Here is a 15,357-nt window from a genome sequence, read left to right on the forward strand (position 1 = left end):
CCATCCTTTTTAGTTTATTATTTTCGATTTTCTAAATCGGCAATTATAGAATAAAATTTAATAATTTCTAAATATAAAATTGAATTTTGTTTTATTTTACTATAGAAAGTGCTATTTTAAGGGGATTTCGTAGTAAAAATTTAAATTGTTTTTTGTTAAATAAAAATTTAAAAAGGGCTAAATATAGCCCTAAATTTATTATATTTTCCTCTCAACCTCATATCGCTCGCCGGGTTTCATCTCTATTATCTCCCATGGCAAACCTTGCTTCATAAGCTCGTCCATGAAAGGCTTAGCGTCAAATTCTTCCATGTTAAATACACCTTTGCCATTCCAAATTCCTTTAGCAACCATCATAGAACCTATCATAGCAGGAACACCCGTCGTGTAGCTAACGGCTTGCGCACCCGTCTCTTTATAGCACTCTTCGTGATCGCATACGTTATAGATATAGACTTGGCGCTCTTTGCCGTCTTTTATGCCTCTTATGACGCAGCCGATGTTTGTCTTGCCTTTCGTTCTTGCACCGAGGCTGGCGGGATCCGGAAGTAGGGTTTTTAGAAACTGGATAGGCACTATCTTCATTCCGTTATGCTCAACCTCGTCTATGCGCAGCATGCCGACATTTTCAAGGCATTTCATGTGAGTTAGATAGCTTTGTCCAAAAGTCATAAAGAAGCGAATTCTCTTAAGTCCTTTGATGTTTTTAACTAGGCTCTCAAGCTCTTCGTGATATAGCAGATAGCTGTCTTTTACGCCGATTTTCGGGTAGTCCCACTTAAACATTATCTCCATAGGCTCGGTTTCTATCCATTTACCTTCGCCGCTTTCGTCTTTTTCCCAATACCTGCCCTTTGAGCTAACTTCGCGCAGGTTTATCTCCGGGTTGAAATTCGTCGCAAAAGGATATCCGTGATCGCCTGCGTTGCAGTCTAGGATGTCTATCTCGTGGATTTCATCGAACAAATTTTGCTGTGCATAGGCGCAAAATACGTTTGTTACACCAGGATCAAAACCGCTTCCAAGAAGCGCCATCGTGCCTGCGTTTTTAAAGTCAGCGTCTTTTGCCCATTGGAGTTTGTATTCAAATTTAGCAGTATCGGGATGCTCGTAGTTGGCGGTGTCTATGTAGGGAATTTTAGCTTTTACGCAAGCGTCCATAAGTGTCAAATCCTGATACGGAAGCGCCACGTTGAGTAGCAGATCGGCTTTGGTTTGTTTAATGAGTTCTACAACCGCATCGGTATCATCAGCGTCGATTTGAGCCGTATTTATCGTAACTCCAAGGCGCTCTTTGATAAATTTTGCTATAGCGTCGCATTTACTCTTTGTGCGGCTTGCAAGCGTGATAGTCGTGAAAACATCGCTATTCATCGCGCATTTTACGGTCGCTACTTGGCTTACTCCACCGGCTCCGATAATTAAAATATGTGCCATGTTTTTCCTTAGTTTTGAAATTTATTTTGATTTTATCAAAAAATTATGTAATGTAAGATAAGTTTAAAGCTTAGTAAAAATTACAGGCAAAATAGTATCGCCATAAATTTGCCTCAATTTAAAATTTAATCAAGAGTTCAAAGCGCTCCTTCTCGTTTGACTTTTTAATCTACAAAAGCGCCTTGTACAAAGCGCAAAGATGTATTATATAAATTTCTTCTCAATGCTCCTTAGCACAAATTTAATTAACTCAAGCCCTTTTGATCGGTGAGAAATTTCAAGCTTTATCTTATCATCAAGCTCGCCAAGAGTTTTATCAAAGCCGTTTGGTATAAATAGCGCATCATAGCCAAAGCCGTTTTTGCCCCTTTCTTCGGTAAGCGCAGTTCCGTGCATAAACCCATGCGCGCTGAATTCCCCAAATTTACTAGCTATAGCGATACAAGCCGTGTAGTAAGCGCGCGAGCTATGTAAATTCAGCGCTTTTAGTTCGGATATCAGTTTGGCTCTGTTTGCCTCGTCCGTTGCAAGCTCGCTAAATCTGGCAGAGTAAATTCCCGGCTTGCCGCCGAGCGCATCTACGCTAATGCCGCTATCATCGCTTAGGGCTATAAATTCATCCTGCAAATTTAGCTCGCAAATTTTATTATAAACGGCTCTTGCTTTGATAAGCGCATTTTCTTTAAAGCTCGTCCCATCTTCAGCTATATCAAAAGGCTCGCAAATCTCGTTAAGCGAGTAAATTTCATACTCTTTTAAGAAATCTTTTATCTCTTTAACCTTGCCTTTGTTGGACGTGGCTAGAACTATTTTCACTTTTTTATCCTTTTTGCGACTTATCTTTTGGCGTATTATAAATTTAGCCTTTTATTAGCCGTGCGGGTACGGTAAATCGCTCAAATTTATGCGAAATTTCAAGGCTTAATTTAAATTTTGCTCTCCTGCAAGTAGGCTACCGCAATCGGCAAAATTTTTCATATTTTAGCTAATTTTGATAAAAAATTTAAGCCTATCTAGGGTAAAATCACTCTTTTATATCAAGGAAATTTTATGTTAAAAAGCGTTTTGCCTCTGTCTTTTATCATCGGAAGCAGATTTTTTGGGATATTTATCATACTGCCTGTTATCAGCGTTTATGCTTTGGAGCTTGAGTACTCAAGCGAATTTTTTGTAGGAGTTTTAATAGGCGTTTATGCGCTAACTCAGGTGATTTTTCAGATACCTTTTGGCTATTTTTCGGACAAATTCGGGCGCAAGATCACTCTTTGTCTAGGGCTTGTGATCTTTATTATCGGAGCTTTAATCTGCGCGCAGGCAACCGATATATATACGATGATTTTGGGGCGTTTTATACAGGGTGTGGGCGCTATCGGGGGCGTTGCTACCGCGATGATAAGCGATAATACAAAAGAAGAAGTTAGAGGCAAGGCGATGGCGATAATGGGCGTATTTATCGGCGTAAGTTTCGCTCTTTCGATGCTTATCGCTCCTAGCATGAGTGCGAAATTCGGACTTTCAAGCCTCTTTTATCTAAGTGCTGCGCTTACTGCGTTTTGTATAGTGCTTTTATATACTGCTGTGCCAAAAGACCCTAAAATTCAGCATTATGAAGAGAAAACGCCGTTTTTTAAGCTCATATCAAATAGAAATTTATTTTTGATGAATCTAACAAATTTCATGCAAAAAATGCTTATGTCTGTGGCTTTTTTCATTATTCCCGTCGTTTTAGTGCATGATTTTGGAGGCTCTAAAGACGAGCTTTGGAAAATTTACGCAGTTTCTACCGTGTTTGGCTTCATTGCGATGGGGCTTGGTGGAGCAATAGGCGAAAAAAGAGGTCTTGGCAAGCATCTTTTGGTAGTAGGAGTTGTATTTTTCATAGCCTCTTATCTTTTTTTTGCATTGGCAAAGAGCGAGCTTGTGTTTTGTATCGGTGTGGTGCTGTTTTTCGTAGGGTTTAACCTTCACGAGCCTATCATGCAGTCAATCGCTTCAAAATTTGCCAAAGTAAGCGAAAAGGGAGCCGCTCTTGGCGTGTTTAACTCATCCGGCTTTATGGGAACTTTCATAGGCGGCATAGGGGCGGGAGCTTTGCTGAAATATTATGATTTAAACCTGCTTTGCATCGTTTTTATCGTGCTTTGCGTGATCTGGCTTGTGCTTTTAAGATGGCTTGATAATCCCGTTATCTTTAAAAATATCTATTTTGGGCTTGAGGATAACGTAAATTTAGAGGCTATTTCAAATTTCGACGAAGTTGTTGAGTGTTACAAAACCGCAAACAATTACGTTATCAAATACAACTCTAAAATGATAGATGAAGCCGCTTTATTTGATAGGATCAAAAACTAAATTTTGGTTTTAATTTGAGTAAAATTTACGATGTTTTAATTATCGGAGCAGGGGCTAGCGGACTGTTTTTAGCCTCAAATTTGCACGGACTGGAAGTTGCGATCTTAGAAAAAAACTCCTGCGCAGGCAAAAAAATTCTAGCAAGTGGTGGAGGCAAATGCAACATCACAAACCGCTACATAAGCTCACAAAACTATCTTGGCGATGAAGAATTTATCGCTAAAGCGCTTTTAAATTTAAGTTTTTGCGATGTGCTTGAATTCTTCGCAGAGCTTAAATTTAAAGAGATAAAGCAAAATCAATTTTTTTGCGCAAGCTCTGCCAGAGACGTTTTGGGAGTGCTTTTAAGATCGTCTGAGCAAAACAAAGCGAAGATATTTTATAACTGCGACGTAAAGAGTGCTGCTAAAATTTCAAATTCTAAAAATTGCGAAGTGGGCGTTTATGGCGACTTGTTAAATTCTCAAAATGAAATTTTTGAAATTTTAACCCACAACGGGCAGAAATTTAGAGCCAAAAATCTTGTGGTAGCAAGCGGCGGACTTAGTTATAAAGCTCTTGGTGCAAGCGATATAGGCTATCTTGTCGCTCAAAATTTCGGCTTGCAAGTGGTTAAACCCGCCCCCGCGCTGGTCGGTTTTACGGTTCAAAAGGATGAATTTTGGTTTAAAAATTTAAGCGGCGTTAGCCTAAATGCCGAAATTTCTTTAAATACAAAAAATATATCCGGTTTAAAATTTAAAGACCAAGATAAGCCAAATTCAGATAACAAAACGGCTTTAAGCGAGCGAAAATTTAGCGCGGACGTTTTATTTACTCACAAAGGCATTAGCGGACCTGCCGTATTAAGCGCATCTTTGTTTTGGAGCAAAGGCGCTGTTAGGATAAATTTTTTACCGAATTTTGATACGAAATTTTTAAGCCGTACAAAAAAGCAACTTTCTACGATTTTGCCGCTTCCAAGGCGATTTACGCTTGAATTTTTAAAGGCAAACGAGCTAGAGGATAGGGCTTTTGGCGAATATAACGAAGAACAGAAGGCTAAAATTTTAAAGCTGTTTGATTATCCGTTTGCACCTGCGGGAACCTTTGGATTTGAACGCGCAGAAGTTACTAAAGGCGGCGTTAGCACAGATGAAATAGATGAAAATTTTGAGTGTAAAAGCGTTAAAAACCTATACTTCATCGGCGAGGTTTTAGACGTTACGGGCATGCTTGGCGGATATAATTTGCATTTTGCTTTTACAAGCGCGAAAATTTTAGCCAATTATTTAAATTTAAGACTTCCATAAAGTCTTTTGGAATCTTTTAAAATCCAAAACTTAATTTCAAGCAAATTTTGCGCAAGAGCCAAATTTAACCTCTCGCAAAATTTCGTTAAACCATCTTTAGAACTTCGACCACTTCGCCACGAGCTATAAAATCGGTCTCTTTTGGGATGATTAAAAGCGCGGCGTCATTTAGCAGGTTATTTACGATCGCGGAGCTTCCAAGCTTCTTGCCCTCTAAATTTAGGTAAATTTTGCCGTCGCGATTTACTAAATTTGCAGCCGTAAATTCCAAAAACGGAGAGCGTTTTTTATAATCCTCATCCATTATCGCAGTTATCTTTGGCTCGGGCAGATTAAACCACGAATTTATCAAAACTCGCACGTAAAGCACGCACATAACCATCGCCGAATATGGAAATCCTGGAAGCGCAAATATGTATTTGTCTTCGCTTTTTGCTACTTTTATATGCCTGCCCGGTTTAATCGCCGCTCCATCTATTATTAGTTTAAAATTTTCATTCAGCGCGCCTTTTACGAAGTCGTAATCCCCCATGCTGACTCCGCCCGTGGTTACAAGTACGTCCGCACTTTTTAAGGCATTGATTATGGCTGTTTTTACGGTGTTTGCATTATCTTTTGCAATTTCGCAGATGATAGGCTCGGCACCCATTTTGCGCACCATTTGGGCGATTGCGATATGGTTTGAGCTGTGAATTTGAGCAGGGTTTAAAAGCGGCTCGCCAAGATCTCTTATCTCGCTTCCGGTTGCCAGTATAGCAACTCTAGGACGCACAAATACGCTTATGTGAAACATCCCAAGTTCGGCCATTAATGCAATTTCTGCGTAGCCGATTTTGGTGCCTTTTTTGATTAAAATTTCGCCTTTTTTATAGCTTTCGCCCACTTCTCGCACGGCAAAGCCCTTGTTTACGGGCTTTTTTATAATTATTTTAGAGCCTGCTACTTCGACGTTTTCAACGGGTATAAGAGTATCGGTTCCTTCGCTCATAAGCGAGCCCGTGAAGGTTTTTACGCATTTTGCGCCGCTTACGTTTATGTCCTTATCGGTTCCTGCTGGAAGATCGGTGATAAGCTCAAGCTCATTTAAATTTTCACTCCAGGCAAATGCATATCCGTCCATAGCCGAAGTCGGTTTTGGCGGGTAGTTATCGGCTGCAACTACATCTGTGACGATATGGCGATCAAGCGCTTCGGTAATGGCTACTTTTTGAATCTTATCCCAAGGCGTGATCGTGGAGCGCAGTATGTCCAAGCTTGCTTCATAACTCATAAATTCTTTCATTTTTTTCCTTCCGGCGGTTGCATTAATAGTCTTAGAATCTCGTTTTTGTCTTAAATAACGAGTTGATTTACGCAAAGCGCAAATTTTGCATATTTTATCATCTTAGCCTTAAATGGCTATGGAATTTATCACCTTTTTATTTTTCACAAGCTAAAATAAAGTTTAAGAAATCAGGCTGATTTTACCTATCCTCAAGGAAATTTCATGAACACTTTAAAATGGCAAATCGTAGCCGGCGGAGCGCTTGGCGTGGTGGCAGCTCTTCTTGTATTTTTTGGCAATCCGGGCAACATGGGCGTATGTGCAGCTTGCTTCTTGCGAGATATAACGGGCTCGCTTGGGTTTCACAGAGCAAGCGTCGTGCAGTATATGCGTCCTGAGATCATGGGGCTTGTCATAGGCGGGTTTATAGCAAGCGTGCTTTGGACGAAAGAATTTGCTCCAACTACGGGATCCTCGCCGTTTTTGCGCTTTTTCTTGGGCGTTTTTGCGATGATCGGATGTCTTGTATTTCTTGGTTGCCCATGGAGGGCGTTTTTGCGTCTTGGCGGAGGCGATTTAAGCGCACTAGCGGGCTTTGGCGGACTTATAGTAGGAGTTAGCTTTGGCGTGATGTTTAAGAAATTGGGCTACAAGCTTGATGGCGGAGCAGTTACTAGCAAGGCGTTTGGAATTTTGCCTGTGGTTATTGCCGCGGCTTTATTTGCTGCGTTGATATTTGGCTTTAAAGCTGGCGAAAGCGGTGCGCTTTTTGCCTCTGTAAAGGGTCCTGGCTCAATGCACGCAGCCGTTTGGATATCGCTTGGCGCGGGAGTTTTGATAGGAATTTTGATGCATAAGAGCAAATTTTGTAGCGTAGGAGCGATAGGACACATCTATAAGGGCGATTTTTCTATGTTTGCGGGGCTGCTTAGTATTATATTTTTTGCAAGCGTTGCAAATTTAGCCCTTGGGCAGTATAAATTCGGCTTTGAAGATCAGCCTATCGCGCACAATGATTATATATGGAATTTTTTAGGAATGGCACTTGCCGGGCTTTGCTTTAGCCTTAGCGAGGGGTGTCCGGGCAAGCATTTAGTGCAGATGGGAACGGGAAATTTAAACTCTGTTATATTTGTTATTGGGATGATGACGGGAGCTGCTTTTGCTCATAACTTTATGCTGGCAAGCTCTCCAAGCGGAATAACCGCAAATGCGCCTTATGCCGTGATAGCGGGGTTTGTTTTTGCCGTTTATGTCGGGCTTTTTAAAAGGTAGGTTTAAATTCCCTAGCTCGGGCCGGATTTTAATCGAAATTTCATATACCCGTTTCAGTCATATACTTTTTGCGTATGTTCCTTTGCAGGTATTAAAATTTCGATTAAACTACATACATTCCGTCTGGAATATTTGCAGTTTTAAGCCAAAAGCCCTGCGCCTTTTATCGCTTGGCTTCGCTCTTTAGCGTAAATTCTCTCGCCGTTTATCACGTCGTATTTCCAGATAGGAGCGTTTGCTTTAAAGTCCTCGACAAATTCGTTGATTAGCCTTAGCGCTACCTTTCTTTGAGGGCTTACGACTCCTGCTACATACGAGCTTGTATGAACTGCTACATCGCCCTTTGAGTGCGCAAAGAGGACATAAGCGTTTTCTTTTGCGGCTTTTTCTTCCCAGTTTTTTAGCCATTTAGCTAAAATCGGCTCATATATATCAAAGCTAAGCGCGCTTATACCGCATTCTTCGCGCACGATACCCACAAAAGTTATCAAAGCTCCGCAGTTTTTATCCTTAAACTCATCGTACCAAGAATTTGTGATTTGATTTACATCCAAACTTCCTTCGTAAATTTGCATATCAGCCTCCGCAAACAGGTGGTAAGATAGAAATTCTATCTCCGTCTTTAAGAGGGGTGTTAAGCTCGCTAATTATCTCGTCATTTACGGCTACTGCGCAAATTTTAAGCCACTCGCTAAGCTCAAGCTCATGATAGCCTTTTAAAGCGTCCTTTAGCTCGCCCAAATTTGAGGCTTCAAGCTTTATGTTTTCAAATTTTATAGGTCCCAAGAATTCAACCTCTACCATAAATATCCTTTTTAAAATTTTCGCCATTTTACTTAAAATTATTAAATTTGGATATACTTATAATCAAAAATTTATAAAACCAGAGATAAAAATGAATGAAATTTTAAATACCGTAAAAACTCCGGCTTATGTTTGCGAAGAGGCTTTATTGCGTAAAAATTTAGAGCTTTTAAAGCGTGTTAAAGATGAAAGCGGAGCTAAAATTTTAGTAGCTCTTAAAGGCTTTGCATTAAGCGGCGTGATGGATATCGTAAGTGAGTATCTTGATGGAGCCACTTGCAGCGGCTTGCATGAGGCGAAATTTGCAAAAGACTATATAAAAGGCGAAATTCACACATACAGCCCGGCCTTTAAAGATGAGGAATTTGATGAAATTTTGGCTATCTCAAAGCATGTGGTTTTTAATAGCTTTAATCAGTGGCAAAAATTTAAAGATAAAGCCTTAAAAAGCGGAGTTGAATGCGGACTTAGAGTAAATCCTGAAAGTTCGGTTGCGCCTACTGATATGTATAATCCATGTGGTAGATTTAGCCGTTTAGGCATAACGGCTAAGAATTTTAGAGCCGATCTACTTGATGGCATCACGGGACTTCATTTTCACGCTCTTTGCGAGGAGAGCGCCGAGAGCTTAGAGACTGTACTTATGGCGTTTGAAGAGAAATTCGGCGAGTTTATACCTAAGATGAAATGGATAAATTTCGGCGGCGGACATCACATAACCAGAAAAGATTATAATATCGAGCTTCTTATAAATTTGATTAAAAATTTCCGTGCAAAATACGGCGTTGAGGTCTATCTTGAGCCCGGAGAAGCGGTCGGCTGGCAGACGGGATTTTTGATCTCAAGCGTCCTTGATATCGTAGAAAACGAAAAGAATATCGCTATTTTAGATACTTCCGCAGAAGCGCATATGCCAGATACTATACTAATGCCTTATCGACCCGCCGTTAGAAACGAGAGTAAAAACGGTAAATTTAGCTATCGTTTTGGCGGCAATACCTGTCTTGCAGGCGATATCGTCGGAATTGACGCCGGCAATGCCGAATATAAATTTGATGAAGAGCTTAAGATTGGCGATAGGGTGATATTTGAAGATCAAATTCACTACACTATCGTAAAAAATACGACTTTTAACGGCATTAAGCTGCCTGATTTGCTCCTTTTGACAAAAGACGGCGAGATAAAAACGCTTAGAGAATTTGGTTACGAAGAGTATAAAAGACGAAATTAGTCCTTAAATTTTTTCAAATTCAACATTTTTTGATAACTGCCAAAGTTTAAATTTTGCTTTGGTTGTTATCAAAATACACTATATCCTGTCTCCTTAAATTTTTATAAAGATTACCCAAAATTCGCAATTTAAACATTATGCTGTTAAGGCATATTTAAGGCAACTTTAATTTTTATAATTTATATTTTTTTAAGTATATTAGCTAAGCTTTTTGGTAGTATAGTTTCATTGTCAAAAAGCGTGAGAGCTCGATGACTAGATGATTTAAAAGGATTTTTTGTGGCGAACGCTTCTGATATAGCTGCTGCTAGAGCGCTTTACTATTCTCTTTTTTCAAGGCTTTTTGCATTTAGCTTTAAAGAAGATAGATTTGACGGCGTAAGCAAGATGCTTGGGCTTATTAGCGCGGCTAGTTTGGACGAGGAGTCAAATGCTGCAGCTATGAGGCTTAGCTTAAATTTTAGTGAGCCTAATCCGCAAAGCGTAGTGCAGGAGTATGATGATATATTTCACTCTCCGCCAAGGCCGCTTAGAAATACATTTTCGTATTATGATGAGGGCTATGAGGTCGGAAACGCCTGTGTTCAGATCAAAAAACTGCTTCTAAAAACAGATATTAGAAGAGATGAGAAGAAATTTAAAGAAAACGAAGATAGTGTAGGGTTTGTATTTACGCTTATGAGCGAATTTATACAAAGAGTGATAGATGGAAAAAGCGAGTATGAAGAGATTTCGGCTGAGCTTTTTAAGGATATTATAAACCCTTGCATAGATGAATTTTGCGATAAGCTATTTATGCACGATGCTTCTGAAATCTATAAAGACGTTGCGATTTTGCTTGGAAATTTCATAGAGTTTGAAAGAATCTACTATGATGTGCCAAGACCTATCAATGATAGCGAACTTAGTAAAAAAAGCTCAGGGCTTGCACGCTCTGAGATGATTAGACGAGAGAAAAATAGAGTTAGAAAACTAAAATCACAAGGAGAGATTTGATGGAGAAAAACAGACGAGAGTTTTTAAAAAAGCTCGGCGTTGCAGGTAGCGTTGCCGTAGCTTCCGCAGGGGCGGCATATGCAGCCGGCTCAAATTTAAAAAGCGGAAAGAGTAAGAAAAACGAGGTGCTTTATACAAGAAGCAAAACTTGGGAATTTTATTATAAACAAGCAAACTAATAAAATCTAAGAAATTTTAAAAAAGGAAAATATATGTCGCAAGCTAATACACCTAGCACACTTGCGCCAAACAGAATCGGTCGTAGATCGTTTCTCAAGATGGCGTCGCTTGCTACGGCTATTGGCTCTGTTAGCGGACTTGCCGCGAGCGGAGTAACTAGAGAGGCAAGCAACGAGGAGATGAAAAATCCATTTTCTAATTCTCGCATTGTAAAAAGCGTCTGTACGGCGTGTTCCGTAGGATGCGGAGTTATAGCAGAAGTTGAAAACGGCGTTTGGGTTCGTCAAGAAGTAGCTCAAGACCACCCTGTAAGTGCAGGCGGACACTGCTGTAAGGGCAGCGATATGATCGATATGGTTCGCTCTCATTGTCGCGTTAAATACCCTATGGTTAAAGAAAACGGAAAGTGGAAAAGAATAAGCTACGAAGAAGCTCTTGACAGAATAGGCGCTCAACTTAAAAAATATAGAGAGGAAAATCCAGAGCAAGTGATGTTTCTGGGTTCTGCCAAAGTTAGCAACGAACAAAGCTACTATATAAGCAAATTCGCTGCTATGTTTGGAACGAACAACCTGGATCATCAAGCTAGAATTTGACATAGTGCAACAGTCGCCGGTGTGGCGAATACTTGGGGTTACGGCGCTATGACAAACCACCTTGGAGATATCCAAAGCGCGAAATCTATATTTATAATAGGCGCAAATCCGGCAGTTAATCACCCTGTGGGATTTAGACATTTTTTAAAAGCTAAGGAAAACAACGGAGCTAAGCTAATAGTTGTAGATCCTAGATATACAAGAACTGCGGCAAAGGCTGATTATTTCGCTCAAATTCGTCCAGGAACGGACATACCGTTTATGTATGGAATGATGCATTTGATCTTTGAAAACGGCTGGGAAGATAAAAAATTCATAGAAGATAGAACTTACGGTATAGATCTTATCCGTGAAGAGGCTAAAAAATGGACTCCTGAAGTGGTTGAGGACGTAACGGGAGTAAAGGCTAGCACACTAAAAGAGATAACGGAAGTTTTTGTTAAAAACAAACCGGGTTCCGTCGTGTGGGCTATGGGTCTAACTCAGCATACTATAGGAAGCTCAAACACTCGTATAGCTCCTATACTTCAGCTAATACTTGGCAATATGGGCGTAAGCGGCGGCGGATGTAACATCCTTCGCGGACACGATAACGTTCAAGGCGCAAGCGATATGGCAAACGCTCCTGACAGCTTGCCTGGATATTATTCTAAGAATGAAGGCTCTTGGAAATATTTTGCTAAGATGTGGAAGGTTGATTACGAGTGGTTGCAAGGAAATTTCGTAAAACCTGAGTGGATGTTTAAGCCGGGCTTTACTCTTGCTCGCTGGTGGGCGGGACCGCTTGACGGAAAGAACGGAAACGATCCGATAGATAACGCTGGAACCAGCTTAAAAGCTCTGTTTGTAATAGGAAACGGTATCACATCTACCGCTCAGCAAGCTAAAGTTCAAGAAGGACTTGATAATCTTGAGCTTTTAATACTAGCCGATCCTTTTGTAAATGAAGCGGGTATCATAACAAACAAAAAAGATAATATATTCTTGCTTCCTTCTGCTACTCAATTTGAGACAAGCGGTTCGGTCGTAGCTACAAACAGAAGCGGTCAATGGAGATCTCAAGCTGTTGAGCCTTTGTTTGAGAGCAAGCCAGATCAAGAAATTTTATTTGAGCTTGCTAAGCGCATAGGATTTTATGACGAGCTAACTAGAACTATTCGCGATGAAAGCGGCAAAATTGAGTGGCCTGAAGCCGCTACTAGAGAAATTGCAAGCATAGTAAAGAGCATCGGACTTACGGGCTGGACTCCTGAAAGGCTGAAAAAACATCAAGAAAACTGGGATAAATTCGATGAAAAAACACTTATGGGTAAAAAGGGCACTCCTGTAGAGGGCGAATACTACGGCTTGCCGTGGCCTTGCTGGACTACAAGCCACTGCGGAAGTCCAAATTTATATGCTATAAATAAACCTGTAAGTGATGGCGGAATGGGCTTTAGAAATCGCTTCGGTTTAGAGCATAACGGCGTAAATCAGCTTGCTGCGGACGGTTCTGCGCCTGTGGATTCGGTAGTAAAAGGCGGATATCCTCAGATTACTAAAGAGAATATAGAATCCGTTTTGGGTATTACTTTAACCGAAGAAGAAAAAGCCAAGATGGGGGCTACTTGGGCTACTGATGATAGCAATATAATAGCCGAAAAATGTATGGAAAAAGGCATCGCTCCTTACGGAAACGCAAGAGCAAGGGCTATAGTATGGACATTTGCGGATCAAATTCCTATCCACAGAGAGCCGATTCACTCTCCAAGAACGGATCTTGCTAAGAAGTATCCAAGCTTTAAAGATAAGCCAAACCACTACCGTGTATTTACGCAGTATGAAAGCTTGCAACAAAGCAAGGATTTCGCTAAAGAATTCCCGTTAAATTTGGTTACGGGCAGACTTGTAAATCTAAACGGTGCGGGAATGGAAAATAGGGCTAGTATGTATCTAGCGCGCTTAACGCCTGAAATGTTTGCCGATGTGCATCCTGATTTAGCTAGCAAATATAAGCTTAAAAACGGCGACATGATTTGGATCCACTCACCTGAGGGAACCAAGATCAAAGTTAAGACAAGAATAGTACATTCCGTTGCAGCGGATATGGTATTTTTACCGTTTCACTTTACGGGCGTTATGCAAGGTGTCGATATGACAGGAAATTTCCCTGATGGAACAAAGCCGTATGCATGGGGCGAAAGCGCAAATACGGTAACAAACTACGGATATGACATAGTTACTCAAATTCCAGAGACAAAAGGCGGTCTATGCCGCATAGAAAAGGCGTAAGATGAGTGCGATAACAAGACTTAAATTTTATTGCGATGATGATAGATGTATCGATTGTAACGGTTGTTCGGTAGCGTGCGACGAAGCGCATGAGCTTCCTATGGGGGTTCGCCGCCGCCGTGTTATAACCTTAAACGAAGGCGTAGTGGGCAAAGAGGTTTCGACTTCTATTGCTTGTATGCACTGCGAAGACGCTCCGTGCTCTTTGGTTTGCCCTGTTGATTGTTTTTATATAAGAAATGACGGAATCGTTCTTCATGATAAAGAAATTTGTATAGGCTGCGGATACTGCTTGTATGCTTGTCCTTTCGGTGCTCCTCAGTTTCCAAAAACCAGCGTATTTGGCGTTAAGGGCTCTATGGATAAGTGTACGATGTGTGCGGGAGGTCCTGAGCCTACAAATAGCGAACATGAGCGCGAAGAGTATGGACAAAACAGAATTTCTGAGGGTAAGGTTCCTGTTTGTGCGGCTATGTGTTCTACTAAAGCTTTGCTTGTGGGAGAATCTGATATAATTGAGCAAATTTATCAAGATAGAGTAAGTGCAAGAGGATACGGCGTGAAAAATATCAAAGAATCGCCTTCTTGGAAGATCGCTTACTACACAAAGGATAGAGTATGACAAGAATTTTTGCTTTAATCTCTGTAATGTTTAGTTTCGCGTTATCTGCCGGTAACAGCGTAAATCAATACAACAGCAACATCTGGGCTGAGGGTAGAGTAGAAAACATCAAGCCTTACGAAGACGGATTTGGTCCCCTTTTTACTTTTATCCAAGGAAATGACTACTTCGCGTTTGGCGTAGTTGCCATACTTGCTGCCGTTGTATTTGCCTTTGTTCTTCACTTTTTGATCATAGGTCCAAAGCATTTCAGTCATGACGGAAAGAAAATTTACGCTTTTGGAGTGATTGAGCGCGTATCTCACGCTCTTGCGGCGGTATCCTGGATAGTGCTTGTTCCAACGGGCATAATCATGATGTGGGGCGATTTGTTTGGTGGCGGAACGTTTGTTAGAGTCTGTAAGAATTTGCACGGTATAGCAACTATTATCTTTGCGGTTTCCGTGCCTCCGATGATGATTTACTGGACAAAAAGAATGCTTCCTGCGATCTATGACATCAAATGGATGATGATAGTGGGCGGCTATCTTTCAAAGGTTAAGCGACCTGTGCCTGCTGGTAAATTTAACGCCGGTCAAAAGGCGTGGTATTGGATAGCGATTCCCGGCGGTCTTGTCATGATAGCAACGGGAGCAGCGATGTATTTCCTAGACTTCTCAACTCCAAACGTTGCAGGCTGGCTTGGAATGAGTCAGATAGAGGTTCTTAGACTTTCAGCTATCATCCACAACATACTTGGTATAGTTTGCGCTACTTTCTTCTTTGTGCATATCTATATGGCTGCAATCGCTATTCACGGAGCGATTTGGTCTATGGTTACGGGCTATAAAGAGGAAGAAGAGGTGGCTATACTTCATAGCTATTGGTATAAAGAGCTTCAAAGTAAAGGTCAAATTTAAATTTATAAATAGGGGAATTTGGATTCAAATTCCCTTTAAATTTAAAATTTAAGAAATGTGCTAAAAAATCATAACAAATAGCTTCAAGATACCCAATATTACGATATAAAATAAGTTTAAGTTTTATGCTTTATTTAA

At 40.7% G+C, this 15,357-nt stretch carries 14 protein-coding genes; 9 read left to right on the forward strand and 5 right to left on the reverse strand.

The window, feature by feature from the left end:
- Positions 1-198: 198 nt before the first annotated feature.
- Entirely contained in the window at positions 199-1,437 is a 1,239-nt protein-coding gene (locus ACHJH3_RS00460; protein ID WP_407063136.1) for a saccharopine dehydrogenase family protein, read from the reverse strand.
- A gap of 204 nt (positions 1,438-1,641) precedes the next feature.
- The gene (rdgB, locus tag ACHJH3_RS00465) at positions 1,642-2,253 is read right to left on the reverse strand and encodes an RdgB/HAM1 family non-canonical purine NTP pyrophosphatase (protein ID WP_407063137.1); all 612 of its coding nucleotides are present in this window, start codon (positions 2,251-2,253) and stop codon (positions 1,642-1,644) included.
- Between the two features lie 234 nt (positions 2,254-2,487).
- On the opposite strand from rdgB, the gene ACHJH3_RS00470 reads away from it, so the two are divergent.
- Together ACHJH3_RS00470 and ACHJH3_RS00475 are read left to right on the forward strand one after the other, a co-directional pair.
- Positions 2,488-3,789, forward strand: a complete 1,302-nt coding sequence (locus ACHJH3_RS00470; protein WP_407063138.1) for an MFS transporter — start codon at positions 2,488-2,490, stop codon at positions 3,787-3,789.
- Between the two features lie 14 nt (positions 3,790-3,803).
- Complete coding sequence (locus ACHJH3_RS00475) at positions 3,804-5,081, forward strand: BaiN/RdsA family NAD(P)/FAD-dependent oxidoreductase (protein ID WP_407063139.1); 1,278 nt, start codon at positions 3,804-3,806, stop codon at positions 5,079-5,081.
- Positions 5,082-5,166: 85 nt separating this feature from the next.
- Here the strand turns inward: ACHJH3_RS00475 and ACHJH3_RS00480 are convergent, their stop codons facing one another.
- Entirely contained in the window at positions 5,167-6,363 is a 1,197-nt protein-coding gene (locus tag ACHJH3_RS00480) for a molybdopterin molybdotransferase MoeA (RefSeq protein WP_407063140.1), read from the reverse strand.
- A 204-nt stretch (positions 6,364-6,567) separates the two neighbouring features.
- On the opposite strand from ACHJH3_RS00480, the gene yedE reads away from it, so the two are divergent.
- A complete protein-coding gene (gene yedE, locus ACHJH3_RS00485; protein WP_407063141.1) occupies positions 6,568-7,620 on the forward strand; it encodes a YedE family putative selenium transporter in 1,053 nt (350 codons plus the stop codon).
- 140 nt (positions 7,621-7,760) lie between these two features.
- On the opposite strand, the gene ACHJH3_RS00490 is transcribed toward yedE, so the two are convergent.
- Complete coding sequence (locus ACHJH3_RS00490) at positions 7,761-8,195, reverse strand: molybdopterin synthase catalytic subunit (RefSeq protein WP_407063142.1); 435 nt, start codon at positions 8,193-8,195, stop codon at positions 7,761-7,763.
- Between the two features lies 1 nt (position 8,196).
- Positions 8,197-8,424: a MoaD/ThiS family protein gene (locus tag ACHJH3_RS00495; RefSeq protein ID WP_169941185.1), complete on the reverse strand. Its 228-nt coding sequence runs from the start codon at positions 8,422-8,424 to the stop codon at positions 8,197-8,199.
- Positions 8,425-8,515: 91 nt separating this feature from the next.
- Between ACHJH3_RS00495 and nspC the strand changes: the two genes are divergently transcribed.
- The 6 genes from nspC to ACHJH3_RS00525 all read left to right on the forward strand — a co-directional run bounded on the left by nspC (position 8,516) and on the right by ACHJH3_RS00525 (position 15,219).
- The gene (nspC, locus tag ACHJH3_RS00500; protein WP_407063143.1) at positions 8,516-9,655 is read left to right on the forward strand and encodes a carboxynorspermidine decarboxylase; all 1,140 of its coding nucleotides are present in this window, start codon (positions 8,516-8,518) and stop codon (positions 9,653-9,655) included.
- A gap of 279 nt (positions 9,656-9,934) precedes the next feature.
- Positions 9,935-10,651: a TorD/DmsD family molecular chaperone gene (locus ACHJH3_RS00505; RefSeq protein ID WP_407063144.1), complete on the forward strand. Its 717-nt coding sequence runs from the start codon at positions 9,935-9,937 to the stop codon at positions 10,649-10,651.
- Entirely contained in the window at positions 10,651-10,830 is a 180-nt protein-coding gene (locus ACHJH3_RS00510; RefSeq protein ID WP_169941191.1) for a twin-arginine translocation signal domain-containing protein, read from the forward strand. Before ACHJH3_RS00505 ends, ACHJH3_RS00510 begins: the two co-directional genes overlap by 1 nt.
- A 33-nt stretch (positions 10,831-10,863) precedes the next feature.
- Positions 10,864-13,698: a formate dehydrogenase subunit alpha gene (locus ACHJH3_RS00515; protein WP_407063145.1), complete on the forward strand. Its 2,835-nt coding sequence runs from the start codon at positions 10,864-10,866 to the stop codon at positions 13,696-13,698.
- Between the two features lies 1 nt (position 13,699).
- A complete protein-coding gene (gene fdh3B / locus ACHJH3_RS00520; protein WP_407063146.1) occupies positions 13,700-14,320 on the forward strand; it encodes a formate dehydrogenase FDH3 subunit beta in 621 nt (206 codons plus the stop codon).
- Entirely contained in the window at positions 14,317-15,219 is a 903-nt protein-coding gene (locus ACHJH3_RS00525; protein ID WP_407063147.1) for a formate dehydrogenase subunit gamma, read from the forward strand. Before fdh3B ends, ACHJH3_RS00525 begins: the two co-directional genes overlap by 4 nt.
- The last annotated feature ends 138 nt before the right edge of the window (positions 15,220-15,357 follow it).

This window comes from Campylobacter canis (genome assembly GCF_045504005.1).
Lineage (GTDB): Bacteria > Campylobacterota > Campylobacteria > Campylobacterales > Campylobacteraceae > Campylobacter_A > Campylobacter_A canis.

What these genes read in the sequence shown, in the direction of transcription:
- yedE (WP_407063141.1), top strand. Translation starts at nt 6,568, where the DNA reads ATGAACACTTTAAAATGGCAAATCGTAGCCGGCGGAGCGCTTGGCGTG.
- ACHJH3_RS00525 (WP_407063147.1), top strand. Translation starts at nt 14,317, where the DNA reads ATGACAAGAATTTTTGCTTTAATCTCTGTAATGTTTAGTTTCGCGTTA.
- nspC (WP_407063143.1), top strand. Translation starts at nt 8,516, where the DNA reads ATGAATGAAATTTTAAATACCGTAAAAACTCCGGCTTATGTTTGCGAA.
- ACHJH3_RS00480 (WP_407063140.1), bottom strand. Translation starts at nt 6,363, where the DNA reads ATGAAAGAATTTATGAGTTATGAAGCAAGCTTGGACATACTGCGCTCC.
- ACHJH3_RS00495 (WP_169941185.1), bottom strand. Translation starts at nt 8,424, where the DNA reads ATGGTAGAGGTTGAATTCTTGGGACCTATAAAATTTGAAAACATAAAG.
- ACHJH3_RS00470 (WP_407063138.1), top strand. Translation starts at nt 2,488, where the DNA reads ATGTTAAAAAGCGTTTTGCCTCTGTCTTTTATCATCGGAAGCAGATTT.
- ACHJH3_RS00510 (WP_169941191.1), top strand. Translation starts at nt 10,651, where the DNA reads ATGGAGAAAAACAGACGAGAGTTTTTAAAAAAGCTCGGCGTTGCAGGT.
- fdh3B (WP_407063146.1), top strand. Translation starts at nt 13,700, where the DNA reads ATGAGTGCGATAACAAGACTTAAATTTTATTGCGATGATGATAGATGT.
- ACHJH3_RS00460 (WP_407063136.1), bottom strand. Translation starts at nt 1,437, where the DNA reads ATGGCACATATTTTAATTATCGGAGCCGGTGGAGTAAGCCAAGTAGCG.
- ACHJH3_RS00490 (WP_407063142.1), bottom strand. Translation starts at nt 8,195, where the DNA reads ATGCAAATTTACGAAGGAAGTTTGGATGTAAATCAAATCACAAATTCT.